This is a genomic window from Dactylosporangium sp. NPDC000244, assembly GCF_040300725.1.
Lineage (GTDB): Bacteria > Actinomycetota > Actinomycetes > Mycobacteriales > Micromonosporaceae > Dactylosporangium.
The window spans coordinates 18,021-33,798 of record NZ_JBEPEH010000058.1 but is presented as its reverse complement, the minus strand read 5'-3'; the positions used below and the strand labels follow the sequence as shown (position 1 = coordinate 33,798).

The window sequence follows — 15,778 nt, the reverse complement described above, 5'->3', positions numbered from 1 at the left end:
GACATTAGTACCGGAAGTTCGCCACCAGCGCGCTGAGCTCGGTCGACATGCGGGCCAGTTCGGCAGTCGCCTGCTGGGACTGCCCGACGCCCTCGCTCGTGAGGCGGGCCGATTCCGCCACGCCGGCGATGGTGCCCGAGATCTCGCCGGAGCTGCCGGCGGCCTCGGCGACGCTGCGGCTCATCTCGGCCGTGGTCGCGGTCTGCTGCTCGACCGCCGAGGCGATCGTGGTCTGGAAGTCGCTGATCCGCGCGATGACCTGCGACACCTGCTCGATCGCGGCGACCGCGCCGGCGCTGTCGGCCTGGATGGCCTGCACCCGGCGGGAGATGTCCTCGGTGGCCCGGGCCGTCTCCTGGGCCAGGTCCTTGACCTCGGAGGCGACGACGGCGAAGCCCTTGCCCGCCTCGCCGGCGCGGGCCGCCTCGATGGTGGCGTTGAGCGCGAGCAGGTTCGTCTGCTCCGCGATCGAGGTGATGACCTTGACGACGTTGCCGATCTCCGCGGAGGAGTCGCCGAGGCGGCCGATCGTGGCCGAGGTGCTGGCCGCGACCGCGACGGCGTCGCTGGCCACCCGGGCGGCCTCGGAGGCGTTCAGGGCGATCTCGTGGATCGAGGCGCCCATCTGCTCGCTGCCGGCGGATACCGTACCGACGCTGGCCGACACCTCCTCGGCCGCGCTCGCGACCGCCTTGGCCTGCACCGAGGTCTCCTCGGCGGAGGAGGCGATCGACGCCGACACCGAGTGCATCTCCTCCGACGCGCCCGCGAGCGCGGTCGCCGAGCGGTCGATCGTGGACACGGCGCTGCGCAGCCGCTCCATCGCCGAGTCCAGCGCCCGGCCCATCCGGCCCGGCTCGTCGCCCGAGGCGAGCCCGGCGACGCGGGTCAGGTCACCGGCCGCGAGCCCGTCGCAGACCTCCTGCACCCGGCCCAGCGAGCGCACGATGGCGCGGGCCACCAGCCAGCCGACGACGAGCGCGACGACGAGCCCGCCGATGAGCAGGGCGAGCGAAATGTCGCGGCTGCGCCCGTAGCTGGAGCGGGCGGACGCGGCGGCCTTCGCGGCGGCCGCGCTCTCGGCCGAGTACATGCCGTCCAGGGCGTCGCTGATCTTCGTGTAGATCGGGCGGATCTGCGTCTCGAGGGTCTTCTGCCACGCGGTGAAGTCGCGCGCCTTCGCGTTGGCCAGCTGGGTGTTCGTGGCGATCTGGACGTACGCGGTCCAGTTCGACTCGAGCTCGTCGCCGACCTGCTGACCGGCGGCCGGGTCGCTGGCGCGGTACTTGTCCAGCGCGGCCCCGAACGCCTTGACGTCGGCGGCGAAGGCATCCGCGTACTGCTGCTGCGCCGCCGCGTCCGACGAGATCATGTTGTTGGCCAGGTCGACCCGCGCCTGCTTCACGGCCAGGCGCAGGTCGCTGACGGTGCCGATGGTCTGCAGGTTGCTGCTGTAGATCGACTGAGCCGCGTCGCTGGCCTTGCGCAGCGCCAGCAGGCCGGTGACGCCGACGAGCAGGGCCACCGCCGCGGCCACGGCGATCGCCCCGAGAATCTTGACCCGAACACTCACATGATCCACCGTAAAACTTCCTCACCTTTCACCGTGGCCGATTGGCACTCACAGGCAACTCCCAGTCCCGCCCCAGCACACGGGCAACAAGCTCCGAGATGGTTGAGCGCATGACTACCGACGCCGTGCCGGTCCGGCGCGCCGAGACGCCGTGGTGGTGGGCCGACGCCGCCGGGATCGCCGCGGCCGCCAGCCTGCTCGTGGTCGCCGTGCTGTGGATCGGCGGCGGTGGCGCGAGCGAGCTGATCGGGGGCGGCTGGACGGCGGTCACGGCCGCGGCCCGCCTCTTCGGCCTGCTCGCCAGCGACCTCATGCTGCTGCAGGTGCTGCTGCTGGCCCGGATCCCGGCGGTGGAGCGGGCGTTCGGGCAGGACCGGCTCGCCCGCTGGCACCGCTGGGTCGGGTTCACCTCGTTCAACCTCATGGTGCTGCACGTGGTGCTGGTCGTGCCCGGCTACGCCGACGGCCGGGCGAACCCATTCGCGGAGCTGTGGGACCTCGTCACCGGCTACCCCGGCATGCTGCTCGCCGCGGCGGGCACGGCCGCGCTCGTGATGGTCACCGTGACGTCGCTGCGGGCCGCCCGGCGCCGGCTGCGCTACGAGTCGTGGCATCTGCTGCACCTGTACGCGTACCTCGGCGTCGGCCTGGCCCTGCCGCACCAGCTGTGGACGGGCGCGGACTTCATCGGCTCGGCCGCCGCGCGCGCCTACTGGTGGACGCTCTACGCCGCGGCCGCCGGGGCCGTGCTGCTCTACCGCGTCGGGATCCCGCTGTGGCGCAGCCGCCGGCACGCCCTGCGGGTCGGCGAGGTGCGCCCCGAGGGGCCGGGGCTGACCTCGGTGTACCTGCACGGCGAGCAACTCGACCGGCTGCCGGTGCGCGCCGGGCAGTTCTTCCTGTGGCGCTTCCTCGACGGCCCGGGCTGGTCGCGGGCGCACCCCTACTCGCTGTCCGGCCCGCCGCGCTCCGGCCTGCTGCGCATCACCGTCAAGGACCTCGGCGACGGCAGTGCCCGGGTCGCGGCGCTGCGGCCGGGCACCCGGGTGCTCATCGAGGGCCCCTACGGACGGCTCGCCGGGGGCGCCTCGCTGCCGGGGCTCGTGCCCGGAATCGCCGGGCATCAGGTGTACATCTGCGGCCCCGACGACTGGACGGAGACGGTCGTGCACGCGGCCCGCTCCGCCGGGGTGCCCGCCGACCGGCTGCACACCGAACGCTTCGCCTGGTGATGGGGGACTCGTCGATGCGCCGCATCGTGCTCTGGCTGGCATCCACCGCCGTCGCGCTCGTGCTGCTGTTCAGTTACCGTCCGTCATCGGGTGGCGCCCCGGCCGGCGTGGCAACTCCGGCCGGCTCCGGCAACCCGGCCGGCTCCGGCAAGACGTACGACGGCTCGACCACGCCGACGCGGTGGGGCCCGGTGCAGGTGCGCATCACCGTGGAGGGCGGCAAGGTCACCGACGTCGAGGCGGTCACCTATCCCACGGCCAACCGGCGGGACCAGCAGATCAACGCGTACGCCCTGCCCCAGCTGCGCACCGAGGCCCTGCAGGCGCAGAGCGCGGACATCGACTCCGTCTCGGGCGCGACGGTCACCAGCGAGGGGTACAAGACCTCGCTGCAGGCCGCCCTGGACGCCGCCGGCATCGGCTGAGCCGGGGAGAGGATATTCGGGGGAACCGACGCGCGGCCGTCACGCTATGCTCCACAATCGGCCAAGTCCGCCGACGTTTTCTCGGGAGCATGCCCAGCATGACGGCAACCGTCGACCACCGCGCCACCGCCCGACTCGGCGGCGTCCGGCGCCCGCTGCACGTCCGCCAGCGGTGCCGCCTGCTCTTCCTCAACATGCAGGAGCAGGCGCCGGTGCGGGAGATGGGGCTGACGCCGTACCGCGACTGGATCGCCGAGGTGACGCGCCTGTCCCCGGACCAGATCCACTGCGTGAACGTGGCCGACGGCGAAGCGCTCCCGGACACCATCGAGGCGCACGGCATCATCGGCGGCGGCTCGGGCCACTCCTCGTACGAGGAGCTGCCTTGGATCCGCCGGGTGAAGGGGTTCCTGGCCGCGGCCCAGCGCCAGGGCGTGCCGGAGCTGCAGGTCTGCTGGTCCCACCAGGCCAAGGCCGAGGTCGCCGGCGCCGTGTCCAAGGTCGGGCACCAGGGCCGCCGCTTCGGCATCGAGACGCTGACGCTGACCCCCGAGGGCCGCCGGGACCCGCTGTTCCGCGGCCTGCCGGACTCCTTCGACGTCTTCACCTCCCACGTGGACGCGGTCTACGACGTGCCGCCCGCCTGCGAGTTCGGCCCCATCACCGAGCTGGCCTACGGCGTGTACCGCAACGAGGCCCTGGCCATCGGCGCGACCGCCCGCACCCTGCAGATCCACCCGGAGCTGACCTCGGGCATCACGGCGGCCCTGGCCAAGGTTCGGCGGCGGCAGCTGATCGCGGAGGGCCACCTGGGCCCGTCGGACGCCGACTACGCCGCCTTCCTGGAGTCCCTGGACTGGGCGGACCGGGACATCCGCGCCCGGATGCGAACCCTGCTGGACAACTGGCTGCGCTACTACGTGGCCCCGGCCATGTCCCCACCGGCCGCGGCCGCCCTGCACGCCTAGCCCCTCACCCGGCGCCGATGCCGGCGAGCACGATGCGCAGCCCGAACTCGAAGTGCTCCTCCGGGTGCGGCGCCGCCACGTGGGGCAGCGCCGCGGTCAGGTTCGGGTGCCGCGCCGGGTCGACGGCGGCGGTCAGGCGCGAGGCCGCGGCGGCCGGGTCGGGCCGGGACGCGGCCATCTGCTCCTCGATGACGTGGCCGATCACGTGGTACGTCACCGTGTCCGCCGCCCACGCCGCCTCCCGCGCCCCGAGGCCCCCCGCGCGCAGGGCCGCGATCAGCGCCTCCCCGTAGGCGAGGGCGTTCGGCAGCGGGAAGAAGGGCCGCGCTCGCCGTCGTGCGGGGCGGGCTGGTCGCGCTCGGGGCGCTGCGCGCGTCCGGGTTCCGGGCGGGGGAATCGATGCTCGTGACGGCGGCGGCGCTAGACCTCGTCGCCCGCCGGCGCAACCTCGGCCAGGTCGTCGTCCGGACCGGGCGCTGAGACCCCGCTGACCCGGCGGTACGCGATGTGCCACAGCGCGGCGGCCAGCACCACGCCGAGCAGCGCCGCCGCCGGCAGCGGGCCGCCGAAGATCCCGGCCGCGAGGCACACGAGCACCGACGGCAGGCCCCAGCCCAGCACCCAGCGCCAGTTCGCCCCGCCGCGGGCGCCGATCAGCGTCGCGGTCAGGAAGTACAGGGTCGCGCCGGCGCACAGGACGAGCCGCGTCGCCGTCTCGACGTGCCCCTGCGGGTGGGCGGCGGCCGAGCCCAGGCCGGCCGCGATGACCACGATCGAGACCGTCGTCAGGTAGTGCGCGGGCATGGTGAGGCGCAGGGTGAACACCCGCATGCCGTAGGTCGGGGCGGCGCTCGGGCCGTAGCGCAGCGTGAGCCACCACAGCGCGACGAGCAGCCCGAAGCCGAGCACGACCACGAACCACAGGCCGCTGCGCCAGTCCTCGACCCCGGCGGCGGCGTTGACGAGCTGGGCGACCGCCTCGCCGAGCACGATGATCACGAAGAGGCCGAGGCGCTCGCCGAGGTGCGGCCGGTCGGGCCGCGCGGCCTCCAGCCGGTCCAGCCGCGCGATCTCGGCCTCGCGGTGGTGGCGGCGCAGCGAGCGCTCGCGCTCGCGGCGCTCCCCGGCCAGCAGGCCCTGCGGGTCGCGGGAGCGGGCGATGGAGAAGAAGAGGTCCAGCGCGATGCCCGCGAGCCAGAGCCAGTAGCGGGTCGGGGTCTCGAAGCCCAGCGACGCGATCCACGGGATGACGCCGACGGCCTGCTGCACGCCGGGCCACTCGGTCACGATCCGGTTCTCGCGCTTGAACGAGTTGATGCTCAGGAAGCGGCAGTACACGTACGCGAGCACGAACGCGGCCGGCTGGTCGTGCTCGACGAGCGGGATCGACGCGGCCATCACCGCGATGCCGAACATCGCCAGCAGCATGGCCCGCTGGCGGGTGCGGATGCCGGTGACGTTCGCGTAGAGGGTGAACGCGGTCCACACGCTCCACATCGCGTAGTACGCGACGCCGAAGAGCAGCACCTTCTCCCACGTGATGTCCTCGTGCAGCAGGTGCGCCAGCTGGGCGACGGCGGCGACGATGACCAGGTCGAAGAAGAGCTCCAGCCAGGTCGCGTGGCGCTCCTCGGCGCTTGCGGGGGTGGACATGATCGTCACATTAATCGACGGCGACCGGTTCCGCGGTCCGGGCGGGAGCGGCCTCGGGCAGCGCGTGCTCCCGCAGGCCGACGCGCGCGTGCAGGCGCCGCAGCGGGCCGGGCGCCCACCAGTTGTAGCGCCCGAGGAGCGTCATCGTCGCCGGTACGAGCAGGCAGCGCACCACCGTCGCATCGATCACGACCGCGGTGAGCAGCCCGAGCCCGACCTGCTCGATCTGGCCGAGGTCGGCCGCGGCGAAGCAGGCGAAGACCACGACCATGAGCAGCGCGGCGGAGGTGATGATCCGGCCGGTGTGCTGCAGGCCGCGGCGCACGGCGGTGTCGGTGTCGTCGCCGCGCTCGACGTACTCCTTGATCCGCCCCAGCAGGAAGACCTCGTAGTCCATCGAGAGCCCGAACGCGAACGCGAACACGATCACCACGACGAACGGGTCCAGCCCGCCGACGGTGAGCGTGTGCAGGACCCCGGATCCCCAGCCGTGCTGGAACACGGCGACCATCACGCCGAACGTGGCCCCGAGGGACACGACGTTGGCCAGCACGGCCTTCACGGGTACGACCAGTGACCCCGTCATCGCGAACAGCAGCACCACCATCGCCACGAGCGTCACCGCCACGGCGCCGGGCAGGTCGTCGACGATGAGCCCGACCAGGTCGATGAGGATCGCGGCGTCGCCGACCACCCACGACTGCACCCCGGCGGGCCGGTCGGCGCGCAGCCGGTGCACGAGCCCCTGGGCCGCGTCGTCCTCGTTTCCGCCGCGCAGGGCGAGATCGACCGTCGCGACCCCGGGGCCGGCGGCCTTGGCGGGCTGCACGCCGGCCACCGCCGGGTCGGACGCCCACCTGGCGGCATACGCGTCGAGCGATGCGGCATCGGTACGGGCCACGACGGTCACCACCGGCCGGTACGCGCGGCCGAAGCGCGACCCGAGCTCGTCGGCGACGCGGGCCGACTCGATGCTGCGCGGCACGCCCTCGAGCCGGGGCAGCTTGAGCGTGAGCCCGAGCAGCGGCGACCCGGCGGCGAGCAGCACCACGGCGGTGCCGAACGCGATGAGCACCGGGCGGCGCTGGACGAACCGCGACAGGCTCGCGAAGAATCCCCGCTCGTCGTCCTGGACGGTGACCTTCTTCGCGCGGGGCTTGATGCGCTTGTGGAACAGGCCGATGAGCGCCGCGGTGAACGTCAGTGCGGCCAGCATCGCGACGACGGCGATCGACACGCCCCCGGCGCCGAGCGCGCCGAGCTGGTGGATCGAGAACATCATGAGGCCGGACAGGGCCGCGGCGACGGTGAGCGCGCTGAAGAAGATGGTCCGCCCGGCGGTCGCCCAGGCCCGGCCGATCGCCTCCGGGGGCTCGAAGCCGGCCGCGACCTCCTCCCGGTAGCGGGCCACGAGCAGCAGCCCGTAGTCGATCGACAGGCCGAGGCCGAGCAGCGTGACCACGGTGACGACGTTCTGGTCGAGGTCGCTGACCCGGCTGAACACCCACAGCAGGGGCATGGCCGCGGCCACCGACACCACGGCGGCGAGCACCGGCAGACCGGCCGCGACCAGGCCGCCGAAGACGAACACGAGCACGATGAGGGTGAGCGGCAGCGAGATCAGCTCGGCCCGGCCGAGGTCCCGCTTCTGGGCCCCGCGCACGTCGGCGTTGAGCACCGGGTTGCCGCCGACCTCGACCGTCGCGTCCGGCACTCCCGCCGCGGCCAGGTCGGCGTCGAGCCGGTGCAGCCGGGTGCGCAGGGTGTTCAGCACGGAGTCACGCTCGCCGATGTCGAGCTTGGCGAGGGTCGCGACGACCAGCAGGCCGTGCCCGTCGGCGGCCAGGTAGACGGGGGCCTTCGCGGCCGGCACCGAGAACGGGGTGTCCACCGCGGTGACGCCGGTCGACCCGGCCAGGTCGGCGGCCGCGGCGCCGACGGCGGTGCGGACGGCCGGGGCCTGCGGGTCGACGTGGTCGATGAGGCCGATGACGGTGCCGCTGGAGTCGTTGCCGGTCGCGATGGCGTCCAGCCCGTCGATCGACTCGACGTGCCTGGGGTTGCTCGCGTCCGCGATCGCGCTGAAGACCGGCCCGAACGTGAGGGCGCCGAGCACGACCACCACCAGCCAGACCCCGATCACCGACCAGCGGTGACGGAAGCAGAACCGACCGATCCTCGCCATCACGCCGAGTGCCATGCCGCACAGCTTCGCATCAGCACTCGATCACGGTGACGGCCAGGCCTCCCCGGGCGGTCTCCTTGTACTTCACCGACATGTCCCGCCCGGTCTCCCGCATGGTGCGCACGACCTTGTCGAGGGTGACGTGGTGCGCGCCGTCGCCGTTGAGCGCGAGCCGGGCCGCGTTGACCGCCTTGACGCTCGCGATCGCGTTGCGCTCGATGCACGGGATCTGCACCAGGCCGCCGACCGGGTCGCAGGTCAGGCCGAGGTTGTGCTCGAGGCCGATCTCGGCCGCGTTCTCGACCTGGCCGGGCGCGCCCCCGAGGGCCTCGCAGAGCCCGGCGGCGGCCATCGCGCAGGCGGAGCCGACCTCACCCTGGCACCCGACCTCGGCCCCGGAGATGGACGCGTTGCCCTTGATGATGATCCCGACGGCCGCGGCGGCGAGCAGGAACCGGACCACGCCGTCGTCGTCGGCGCCCGGGACGAAGCGCCCGCTTTTCGGAAATACTGCGTAGTGCAGGACGGCCGGGATGATGCCGGCCGCGCCGTTGGTGGGGGCGGTGACGACCCGCCCGCCGGACGCGTTCTCCTCGTTGACGGCCAGCGCGTAGAGGTTGAGCCAGTCCATGACGTGCAGCGGATCGGACATATCCGATTTCTCGCATAGATCTCTGTACAGCCGTGGCGCTCGTCGACGCACCTTGAGTCCGCCCGGCAACACGCCGTCCGGACGCGTGCATCCGTTGCGCACACACTCCTGCATGACCGCCCAGATATGGAGCAGCCCGGCGCGGACCTCGGCCTCCGAGCGCCACGACAGCTCGTTGGCCAGTATCACGTCGGAGATCGAGCGGCCGTCGCAGTGCGCGAGCAGCTCGGCGCCGGTGGTGAACGGGAACTTGACCGGCACGTCGGCCTCGGCGACCGCGCCGTCCGGGCCGACCACGAAGCCGCCGCCGACGGAGAAGTAGGTGCGGGTGAGCAACTCCTCGCCGGCCTCGGTCCAGGCCGTGAAGCGCATGCCGTTCGGGTGCTCGGGGAGGCTGCGGCGGCGGTGCAGCACCAGGTCGGCGTCGGCGCTGAAGGGGATGTCGTGCTCGCCCAGCAGGGCGATCCGCCCGTCGAACGCCACCTCGGTTCCGGTGTCCACGGTCGCCGGGTCCTCGCCCCGCAGGCCCAGGACGACCGCCCGGGCCGAGCCGTGGCCGTGGCCGGTCGCGCCGAGGGAGCCGAAGAGCTCGGCCTTGACGCGACCGGTGCGCGGCAGGAGCCCGGCCTCGGCCAGGCGGACGGCGAAGCGGCGGGCGGCGCGCATCGGCCCGACCGTGTGCGAGGAGGACGGGCCGATGCCGATGGAGTACAGGTCGAACGCGCTGAGCGTCACGGGAGGCTCCCTTTGGTCGAGGGTCGAGCCTCCCCGCTCTGTCATCGAATGCCTGAGAGCTTCACCGGCACGGCCGCCCGTAGGGTGGCCGGCGGTTTGCACCGTGGGCGCGGGACGCGGCGTCCCGGCTTTCCAGAGTCGCCTTCCCGCGGCGGTACGTGGGCCTGAGAGATTCCGGGGAGGAGTTGCTCCTTCGGCGTCCCGTTTCCAGGGACTCTCCCGTCGCGGGTCGAGCAGCGCGTATGCGGTTGTCGGGCCGACCGTACTACGGGGCCCACGGCGCGGCAACGGCCCACGTGATGTCCGGAACCAGGCTGCCGGCGTTGTCCTGGGTCGCGGTGCCGCCGGGCGTTGCCAGCCACAGCTCCGAGTTGATGTGGCGCAGGTAGGAGCCGGGGAAGTTCCAGGACGCCAGCCGCACCCCGCCGGGGGCCGTCTTCGCGCACCAGGTCGCGTCCGCGCGGGTCAGGGCCGTGCCGTCGTCGGCGCTGATCTTCACGCGGCCGTTCTGGTGGCGCAGGTAGTAGCCCGGGTAGTTGCGCGACTGGAGGGAGTAGCACCCGCCCGCGAGGCCGGGCACCACGCGCCAGGTGGCGTCCTGCTTGAGCAGCTGGTCGCTGGAGGAGGACACGTTCTCGGTGAACCCGAGGCCGTTCATGTGGCGGACGTACCGCGTCGTGCAGCACGCCGTCGTGGCCCGCAGCGAGATAGAGGAGCCGGACGGCAGCGTGGTCGCGGCCCCGTCGTCGCCGGCCGAGCCGGGCACGGCGGCCAGGGCCGAGGCCCAGCGCGCGGCCATCTTGTCGTAGCCCGCGCGGGTCGGGTGCACCCCGTCGGCGAGGTCGCCGGTGCCCAGCGCGGCGTGCATGTCGACGAAGTGGACCTTGGTGCCCTTGCCGGCCACGATGCCGGGGACGGTGGCGTTGAACGCCTTCGCGGCTGCCTCCCTCCCGGCGTCGGCCAGCGGGATGATCGAGGCGACGAAGACGTCGGCGCCGGGCGCGGCCGCGCGCACGTGGTCGATGAGCGCGGAGAGGCGCGCGGGCGCGTTGCCGAGGTCGTAGTTCTGCACCACGTCGTTGGTGCCCAGGTGGATGAGCACGCTGCGGGGCGCGGTGGACGACACCCAGGCGCTCGCGTTCGCGTCCACCTGGTCGATGCGCCAGCCGGGGTGGCCCTCGTGGTCGTGGTCGGGCAGGTCGGCGGGGCCGTTGAACTGGGAGCCCACGAAGTCGACGGGGTGGCCGGCGCCGGCCAGGGCGCGCCACAGGTTGATGCGGTAGCCGCCGGGCACGTTGAAGCCGTCGGTGATCGAGTCGCCGAGGGGCAGGATGCGCACCCCGCCGTTGGACTCGGCGTGGGCGGCGGAGGGCGCGGCGAGGAGCGCGGCGACGGTGGCGGCCGTCGCGGCTAGGGCGGTAAGCAGTCGACGCATGAACCTGAAGGTATGTGTCGGTTTCATTGTTGTAAATGTTTGGATTTTGTGGGTCTGGTACAGTCCGCCTTGGAACTCCGCATTCCGCGCCCCAGAGATACGTCGCAGAACGGGCGCGGGACCCCGCAGCAGTCGCGGGGAGGAGGTGGCGACAGCACTGTCCGCTGCCCACCTTGCTTCTGGGAGTACCACATGGAAATCGGTCTCGGCCTGCCCGTCAGCGACCCCGCGCGCCTGCCCGAGTGGGCCCGCCGCGCCGAGGCGGCCGGCTTTGCCACCGTCGCCCTGCTGGACCGGCTCGCCTACGACAACCCCGAGCCGCTCGTCGCGCTGGCCGCCCTGGCCGGCGCCACCACCCGCATCCGGCTGCAGACCGAGGTGCTGCTCGCCCCGCTGCGCGGCACCGCGCTGCTGGCCAAGCAGGCCGCGACCCTGGACCGCATGTCGGGCGGGCGCCTCACGCTCGGCGTCGGCATCGGCGGCCGCGAGGACGACCACGCCGCCGCGGGCGTCCCCCTCGACCGCCGCGGCGCGATCATGGACCGGATGCTGACGGACCTGGCGGCCATCTGGTCCGGATCGCCGTACCCGCTCGCGCCGATCGGCCCCTCCCCCGTCACGCCGGGCGGCCCGCCGCTGCTCATCGGCGGGTTCGCGCCGCCCGCGCTGGCCCGGGTCGCCCGCTACGGCGCCGGGTTCCTGTGTGCCGCCCCGCTGCAGTGGGCCGGTGGCCTCGTGCGCACCGTGCACGACCAGTGGGCCGAGGCCGGCCGGCCCGGTCGCCCGCGGCTGGTCTGCCAGCTCAACGCCGCGGCCGGCTCGCCGGAGTCGATCGCCGGGGCCCGCTCGGCGGTCGCGGCGTACTACGCGTTCACCGGCCGCGAGGGCTGGGGCGACCCGATCTCGGACCCGAAGCAGCTCGCCGACACCGTTGCCGCCTACCGCGACTTCGGCGCCGACGAGCTGGTCCTCTACTGCTGGGGCGACGACCCTGCGCAGATCGAGATCCTGGCTTCTTTGCTTTAGCGCTGCACCCGCGCGCCGGCCCCGGCGACCAGGGCCTCGACCTCCTTGAGGCTCGCCATCGAGGTGTCGCCGGGCGTGGTCATGGCCAGGGCGCCATGGGCCGCGCCGTATTCGACGGCCGTCTTCAGGTCGCCGAAGGTCATCAGCCCGTAGATGAGTCCCGAGGCGAAGCTGTCGCCCCCGCCGACCCGGTCCAGGATCTCCAGGGCCGGGCGGTGGGTGGCCTCGGCGAACTCCCCATCCGACGCCGTTTTCCACCAGGCGATCGCGCCCCAGTCGTTCACGGTGGCGGTGTGCACCCCGCGCAGGGTGGTCGCGACGACCTGGAAGTTCGGGTAGGCCGCGACCGCCGCCGCGATCATCGTGCGGAAGTTCGCCGAGTCCAGCGCGCCCGCGTGGATGTCGGTGCCGGGCACCTCGAGGCCGAGGCAGGCGGTGAAGTCCTCCTCGTTGCCGATCATCACGTCGACGAGCCCGGCCAGCCGCCGGTTCACCTCGCGGGCCCGCTCCTGGCCGCCGATCGCCTTCCACAGGCTCGGCCGGTAGTTGAGGTCGTAGGAGATCACGGTGCCGTGCCGGCGGGCGGCGCTCAGGCAGGCCTCGATGGTGTCCGGGGTGGTCTCGGACAGGGCCGCGTAGATGCCGCCGGTGTGCAGCCAGCGCACGCCCAACTCGCCGAAGAGGTGCTCCCAGTCCACGTCCCCGGCCTTGAGCTGAGCGGCCGCGGTGTGCCCGCGGTCGGAGACGCCGACGGCGCCGCGGACCCCGAAGCCGCGCTCGGTGAAGTTGAGGCCGTTGCGGACCGTGCGGCCGATCCCGTCGTACTTCACCCATTGCACGAACGTCGTGTCCACGCCGCCCTGCAGGATCAGGTCCTCCAGGAGCCGGCCCACGTCGTTGTCCGCGAACGCGGAGACGAGCCCGGTGCGCAGCCCGAAGCAGCGGCGCAGCCCGCGAGCCACGTTGTACTCCCCGCCGCCCTCCCACGCGCGGAACTGCCGGGCGGTGCGGATGCGGCCCTCGCCCGGGTCGAGGCGGAGCATGACCTCGCCGAGGGAGACGAGGTCGTAGCGGCACTCGGCGGCCGGCCGAACGGTGATCATCGGGCCTGCTCCAATGCGTCTCGGGTGCGGCTGGTGACGGCGGCCCAGTCGCGGGCGGCCAGCAGCTCGGGCGCCACCATCCAGGTCCCGCCCACGGCCAGCACCGACTTGACCGCGAGGTAGTCGGCGAGGTTGGCGGTGTTGACGCCGCCGGTGGGGATGAACCGGACGGTGCGGAAGGGGGCCGACAGGGCCTTCACCATCGGTACGCCACCCAGCTGCTCGGCGGGGAAGAACTTCACGGTGTCCAGGCCGGCGTCCAGGGCCTGCATGATCTCGGACGGCGAGGCGACGCCGGGGAACACCGGCACGCCGTGCTCCTGGCAGCGCGCCACCACGGACGCGCTGAAGCCGGGGCTCACGACGAACTTCGCGCCCGCCTCGACGGCCCGGTCCACCTGGGCGGCGTTGAGCACGGTGCCCGCGCCCACGAGCATGCCGGGGCGCTCGGCCATGGCCCGGATGGCGTCGGCCGCGGCGGCGGTCCGGAACGTCACCTCGGCACAGCCCAGGCCGCCGGCGACGAGGGCGTCGGCCAGGTCGGCGGCGTCGGCGGCGTCCTCGAGCACGACGACGGGCACGATCCTCCCGGCCGCGATGGTTTCGACAACGGGGTGTTGTTCAGTATGCTGAACGTCGGTCACACATGTGACCATAGTGCACCGGAGGCCGCGTGACCACACCCGTCAAGTCCGCCGACCGAACCCTCGACATCCTGGAGGCCCTGGCGACCGGCGGCCCGTCGACGCTGTCGGAGCTCACGCGCGCCCTCGACATCCCGAAGAGCAGCCTGCACGGCATCCTGCGCACGATGGCGGCCCGCGGCTGGATCGAGACGACGCAGACCCGGTTCCGGCTCGGGCTGCGGGCCCTGCAGGTCGGCGCGGCCTACCTCGACGCCGACGACACCGTGGGCCTGCTCGCCGGCATCCTCGACGATCTCGCCGCCCGCTTCGGGGAGACGACCCACCTGGGGCGCCTGGACGGCGCGGACATCACCTACGTGGCGAAGCGGGAGTCGGTGCATCCCCTGCGCCTCTACTCCGCGATCGGCCGCCGCCTCCCGGCCCACGCGACGGCGCTGGGCAAGGCCCTGCTGGCCGCGCGCGCCCCGGAGGAGGTCGACGCCCTGCTGCCCGACCCGCTGCCGGCCCTGACCCCGCACACGATCACGGACCGGGCCGCGCTGCGGGCCGAGCTGGCGTCGATCCGGGCGCTCGGCTATGCGGTGGACCGCGAGGAGAACACCGAGGGCATCGTGTGCGTGGCGCGCGTGGTGCCGGTGCGCGACCCGGCGACGGACGCGATCAGCCTGTCGATTCCCCGCACCCGCGTGTCGTCGTCCACAGTGGAGGAGGTGGCGGCGGCGCTCGCCGAGGCCGTCGACAAGGCTTCCAGCGCGCGGCGCTTCCTCTAGCCGGCCAGCAGCGCGGAGACCTGGGGCGAGTACGTCGAGTGCAGCACCAGCGCCGCGCCGCCGATCACGGCCGCGTCGTCGCCCAGCGGGGACAGGGCCACGTCCACGGTGCGGATGCGCCGGGCGATGGCCCGCTCCCCCAGCGCCCGCACCACCGCGGTGCGGAACTGCGACTCCACGTGCCGGATGCCGTGCCCGCCGACGATGATGAGCTCGACATCGACGATGTTCACCACGTTCACGGCCACCGCGGCGAGGCGCTCGGCGGCCCGGCCGATCACCGCCTCGGCGAGCGCGTCCCCCGCGGCGGCCGCCCGGCACAGAGCCCCGTGGTCCACAGTGGACGGTGACCGCCGGAAGGCCTTCGTGAGAGCGCTCTCACCGCCGGCCGCGAGCTGCCGATGGGCGTCGGCGACGAGTGCGGCCGGGTTGATGAGGCTCTCGAGGCAGCCGCTGTTGCCGCAATAGCAGTCGGGGCCACTCTCCGTAACCGAGGTGTGCCCGAACTCGGCGGCGTTCATGGAGCCGCCCCGGTGGACCTGGTGACCGAGCACGAGACCGCCGCCGACGCCGGTGCCGAGGAAGAAGTACGCGAAGTTCGCGACCCCCCGCCCGGCCCCCGCCCAGCGCTCCCCGATCGCCGCGGCGGTCGCGTCGTTGTCCAGCGTGACCGCCAGCCCGGTGGCGTCGGCGACCATCTGCTTGAGCGGCACCCGGGTCCAGTCCGACAGCTGCGGCGGCGAGATGACCTCCCCCAGCGACTGGTCGATCGGGCCCGGGGCGGCCAGCCCGACGCCGAGCACCCGCTCGCGCTCGACCCCGGCCTCGTGCAGGACCTCGCCCACGAGCTCGGCCATCGCCGCCGTGACCTTGACCGGATCCATGTCGGCGGGGGTCGGGCGGCGGGCGGTGACCAGCGGCCGGCCCAGCAGGTCGACCACGACACAGGCCAGCTCGATCGGGTCGAAGTGCAGCCCCACGGCCCGCCCGGCATCGGCGTTGATGCGCAGCACGGTGCGCGGCTTGCCACCGCTGGACGAACGCGCGCCGTCCTCGCGCACGATCCCCTCGTCGATCAGCCGGCGCACGATGCCGGAGACCGTCTGCGGCGTCAGGCCGGTGTGCTCCGCGATCTCCACGCGGCTCGTACCGTCGGCCAGCTGGATCTGATCCAGCACGACCGCCCGGTTGTACTGGCCGACCTTGGGGAGATTTGTCCCGACTTGCCGCACCCAGCCTCCTGCCTACGTACCGTTACCTACATGATGCCCTGCGCCGTTGACTTAGTAAAGCAATTGGATTTAGAGTCCGACACGCGCAGCTAACGCCCCGGACACGTGAGAGCGCTTCCCCGGCCGCTGCGATGGCGGCCAG

Annotated in this window: 14 protein-coding genes and 2 riboswitches; of the genes, 5 read left to right on the top strand and 9 right to left on the bottom strand. The window is 73.1% G+C overall.

Features of this window, described 5'->3' with window-relative positions; translation table 11 throughout:
• Nucleotides 1-4: 4 nt before the first annotated feature.
• The gene (locus ABT369_RS51690; RefSeq protein WP_350624959.1) at nucleotides 5-1,573 is read right to left on the bottom strand and encodes a methyl-accepting chemotaxis protein; all 1,569 of its coding nucleotides are present in this window, start codon (nucleotides 1,571-1,573) and stop codon (nucleotides 5-7) included.
• Nucleotides 1,574-1,683: 110 nt separating this feature from the next.
• Here ABT369_RS51690 and ABT369_RS51685 point away from each other — a divergent pair, with 110 nt between their 5' ends.
• From ABT369_RS51685 to ABT369_RS51675, 3 genes are all read left to right on the top strand, one after another.
• Entirely contained in the window at nucleotides 1,684-2,805 is a 1,122-nt protein-coding gene (locus ABT369_RS51685; RefSeq protein ID WP_350624957.1) for a ferric reductase-like transmembrane domain-containing protein, read from the top strand.
• A complete protein-coding gene (locus ABT369_RS51680) occupies nucleotides 2,805-3,230 on the top strand; it encodes an FMN-binding protein (protein WP_350625040.1) in 426 nt (141 codons plus the stop codon). The genes ABT369_RS51685 and ABT369_RS51680 overlap by 1 nt, the downstream gene beginning before the upstream one ends.
• Nucleotides 3,231-3,328: 98 nt before the next feature.
• Nucleotides 3,329-4,198, top strand: a complete 870-nt coding sequence (locus tag ABT369_RS51675) for a type 1 glutamine amidotransferase (RefSeq protein ID WP_350624955.1) — start codon at nucleotides 3,329-3,331, stop codon at nucleotides 4,196-4,198.
• A gap of 4 nt (nucleotides 4,199-4,202) precedes the next feature.
• On the opposite strand, the gene ABT369_RS51670 is transcribed toward ABT369_RS51675, so the two are convergent.
• The 5 genes from ABT369_RS51670 to ABT369_RS51650 all read right to left on the bottom strand — a co-directional run bounded on the left by ABT369_RS51670 (nucleotide 4,203) and on the right by ABT369_RS51650 (nucleotide 10,858).
• Nucleotides 4,203-4,712 carry a TetR/AcrR family transcriptional regulator C-terminal domain-containing protein gene (locus ABT369_RS51670; protein WP_350624953.1) on the bottom strand — a complete coding sequence of 170 codons (510 nt, stop codon included), beginning with the start codon at nucleotides 4,710-4,712 and terminating at the stop codon, nucleotides 4,203-4,205.
• Nucleotides 4,619-5,851: a low temperature requirement protein A gene (locus ABT369_RS51665; protein WP_350624950.1), complete on the bottom strand. Its 1,233-nt coding sequence runs from the start codon at nucleotides 5,849-5,851 to the stop codon at nucleotides 4,619-4,621. Before ABT369_RS51665 ends, ABT369_RS51670 begins: the two co-directional genes overlap by 94 nt.
• A gap of 10 nt (nucleotides 5,852-5,861) precedes the next feature.
• Nucleotides 5,862-8,051 carry an MMPL family transporter gene (locus ABT369_RS51660; protein WP_350624947.1) on the bottom strand — a complete coding sequence of 730 codons (2,190 nt, stop codon included), beginning with the start codon at nucleotides 8,049-8,051 and terminating at the stop codon, nucleotides 5,862-5,864.
• A 16-nt stretch (nucleotides 8,052-8,067) separates the two neighbouring features.
• Nucleotides 8,068-9,468 carry an L-serine ammonia-lyase gene (locus ABT369_RS51655; protein WP_350624945.1) on the bottom strand — a complete coding sequence of 467 codons (1,401 nt, stop codon included), beginning with the start codon at nucleotides 9,466-9,468 and terminating at the stop codon, nucleotides 8,068-8,070.
• A riboswitch (glycine riboswitch) is annotated at nucleotides 9,460-9,561 on the bottom strand. It overlaps the preceding gene by 9 nt.
• A 4-nt stretch (nucleotides 9,562-9,565) precedes the next feature.
• Nucleotides 9,566-9,655: riboswitch (glycine riboswitch) on the bottom strand.
• Between the two features lie 33 nt (nucleotides 9,656-9,688).
• Complete coding sequence (locus ABT369_RS51650) at nucleotides 9,689-10,858, bottom strand: AbfB domain-containing protein (protein WP_350624943.1); 1,170 nt, start codon at nucleotides 10,856-10,858, stop codon at nucleotides 9,689-9,691.
• 192 nt (nucleotides 10,859-11,050) lie between these two features.
• On the opposite strand from ABT369_RS51650, the gene ABT369_RS51645 reads away from it, so the two are divergent.
• Nucleotides 11,051-11,884, top strand: coding sequence for an LLM class flavin-dependent oxidoreductase (locus ABT369_RS51645; protein ID WP_350624940.1), 834 nt, complete (start codon nucleotides 11,051-11,053; stop codon nucleotides 11,882-11,884).
• Here ABT369_RS51645 and ABT369_RS51640 read toward each other — a convergent pair.
• Together ABT369_RS51640 and eda are read right to left on the bottom strand one after the other, a co-directional pair.
• Complete coding sequence (locus ABT369_RS51640) at nucleotides 11,881-12,987, bottom strand: sugar kinase (RefSeq protein ID WP_350624937.1); 1,107 nt, start codon at nucleotides 12,985-12,987, stop codon at nucleotides 11,881-11,883. The two genes, ABT369_RS51645 and ABT369_RS51640, sit on opposite strands and share 4 nt — an antisense overlap.
• Nucleotides 12,984-13,631, bottom strand: a complete 648-nt coding sequence (gene eda, locus ABT369_RS51635) for a bifunctional 4-hydroxy-2-oxoglutarate aldolase/2-dehydro-3-deoxy-phosphogluconate aldolase (RefSeq protein WP_350624934.1) — start codon at nucleotides 13,629-13,631, stop codon at nucleotides 12,984-12,986. The genes ABT369_RS51640 and eda overlap by 4 nt, the downstream gene beginning before the upstream one ends.
• 29 nt (nucleotides 13,632-13,660) lie before the next feature.
• Here eda and ABT369_RS51630 point away from each other — a divergent pair, with 29 nt between their 5' ends.
• Nucleotides 13,661-14,404 (top strand): IclR family transcriptional regulator, encoded by a 744-nt coding sequence (locus tag ABT369_RS51630; protein WP_350624932.1) that lies wholly within the window; start codon nucleotides 13,661-13,663, stop codon nucleotides 14,402-14,404.
• Here the strand turns inward: ABT369_RS51630 and ABT369_RS51625 are convergent.
• Complete coding sequence (locus tag ABT369_RS51625; protein WP_350624930.1) at nucleotides 14,401-15,636, bottom strand: ROK family transcriptional regulator; 1,236 nt, start codon at nucleotides 15,634-15,636, stop codon at nucleotides 14,401-14,403. The genes ABT369_RS51630 and ABT369_RS51625 overlap by 4 nt on opposite strands.
• Nucleotides 15,637-15,778: the final 142 nt, after the last annotated feature.

Coding starts and splice junctions, on each gene's coding strand:
- ABT369_RS51685 (WP_350624957.1), top strand. CDS start 1,684: ATGACTACCGACGCCGTGCCGGTCCGGCGCGCCGAGACGCCGTGGTGG.
- ABT369_RS51680 (WP_350625040.1), top strand. CDS start 2,805: ATGGGGGACTCGTCGATGCGCCGCATCGTGCTCTGGCTGGCATCCACC.
- ABT369_RS51675 (WP_350624955.1), top strand. CDS start 3,329: ATGACGGCAACCGTCGACCACCGCGCCACCGCCCGACTCGGCGGCGTC.
- ABT369_RS51665 (WP_350624950.1), bottom strand. CDS start 5,851: ATGTCCACCCCCGCAAGCGCCGAGGAGCGCCACGCGACCTGGCTGGAG.
- ABT369_RS51660 (WP_350624947.1), bottom strand. CDS start 8,051: ATGGCACTCGGCGTGATGGCGAGGATCGGTCGGTTCTGCTTCCGTCAC.
- ABT369_RS51655 (WP_350624945.1), bottom strand. CDS start 9,468: ATGACAGAGCGGGGAGGCTCGACCCTCGACCAAAGGGAGCCTCCCGTG.
- ABT369_RS51650 (WP_350624943.1), bottom strand. CDS start 10,858: ATGCGTCGACTGCTTACCGCCCTAGCCGCGACGGCCGCCACCGTCGCC.
- ABT369_RS51645 (WP_350624940.1), top strand. CDS start 11,051: ATGGAAATCGGTCTCGGCCTGCCCGTCAGCGACCCCGCGCGCCTGCCC.
- ABT369_RS51640 (WP_350624937.1), bottom strand. CDS start 12,987: ATGATCACCGTTCGGCCGGCCGCCGAGTGCCGCTACGACCTCGTCTCC.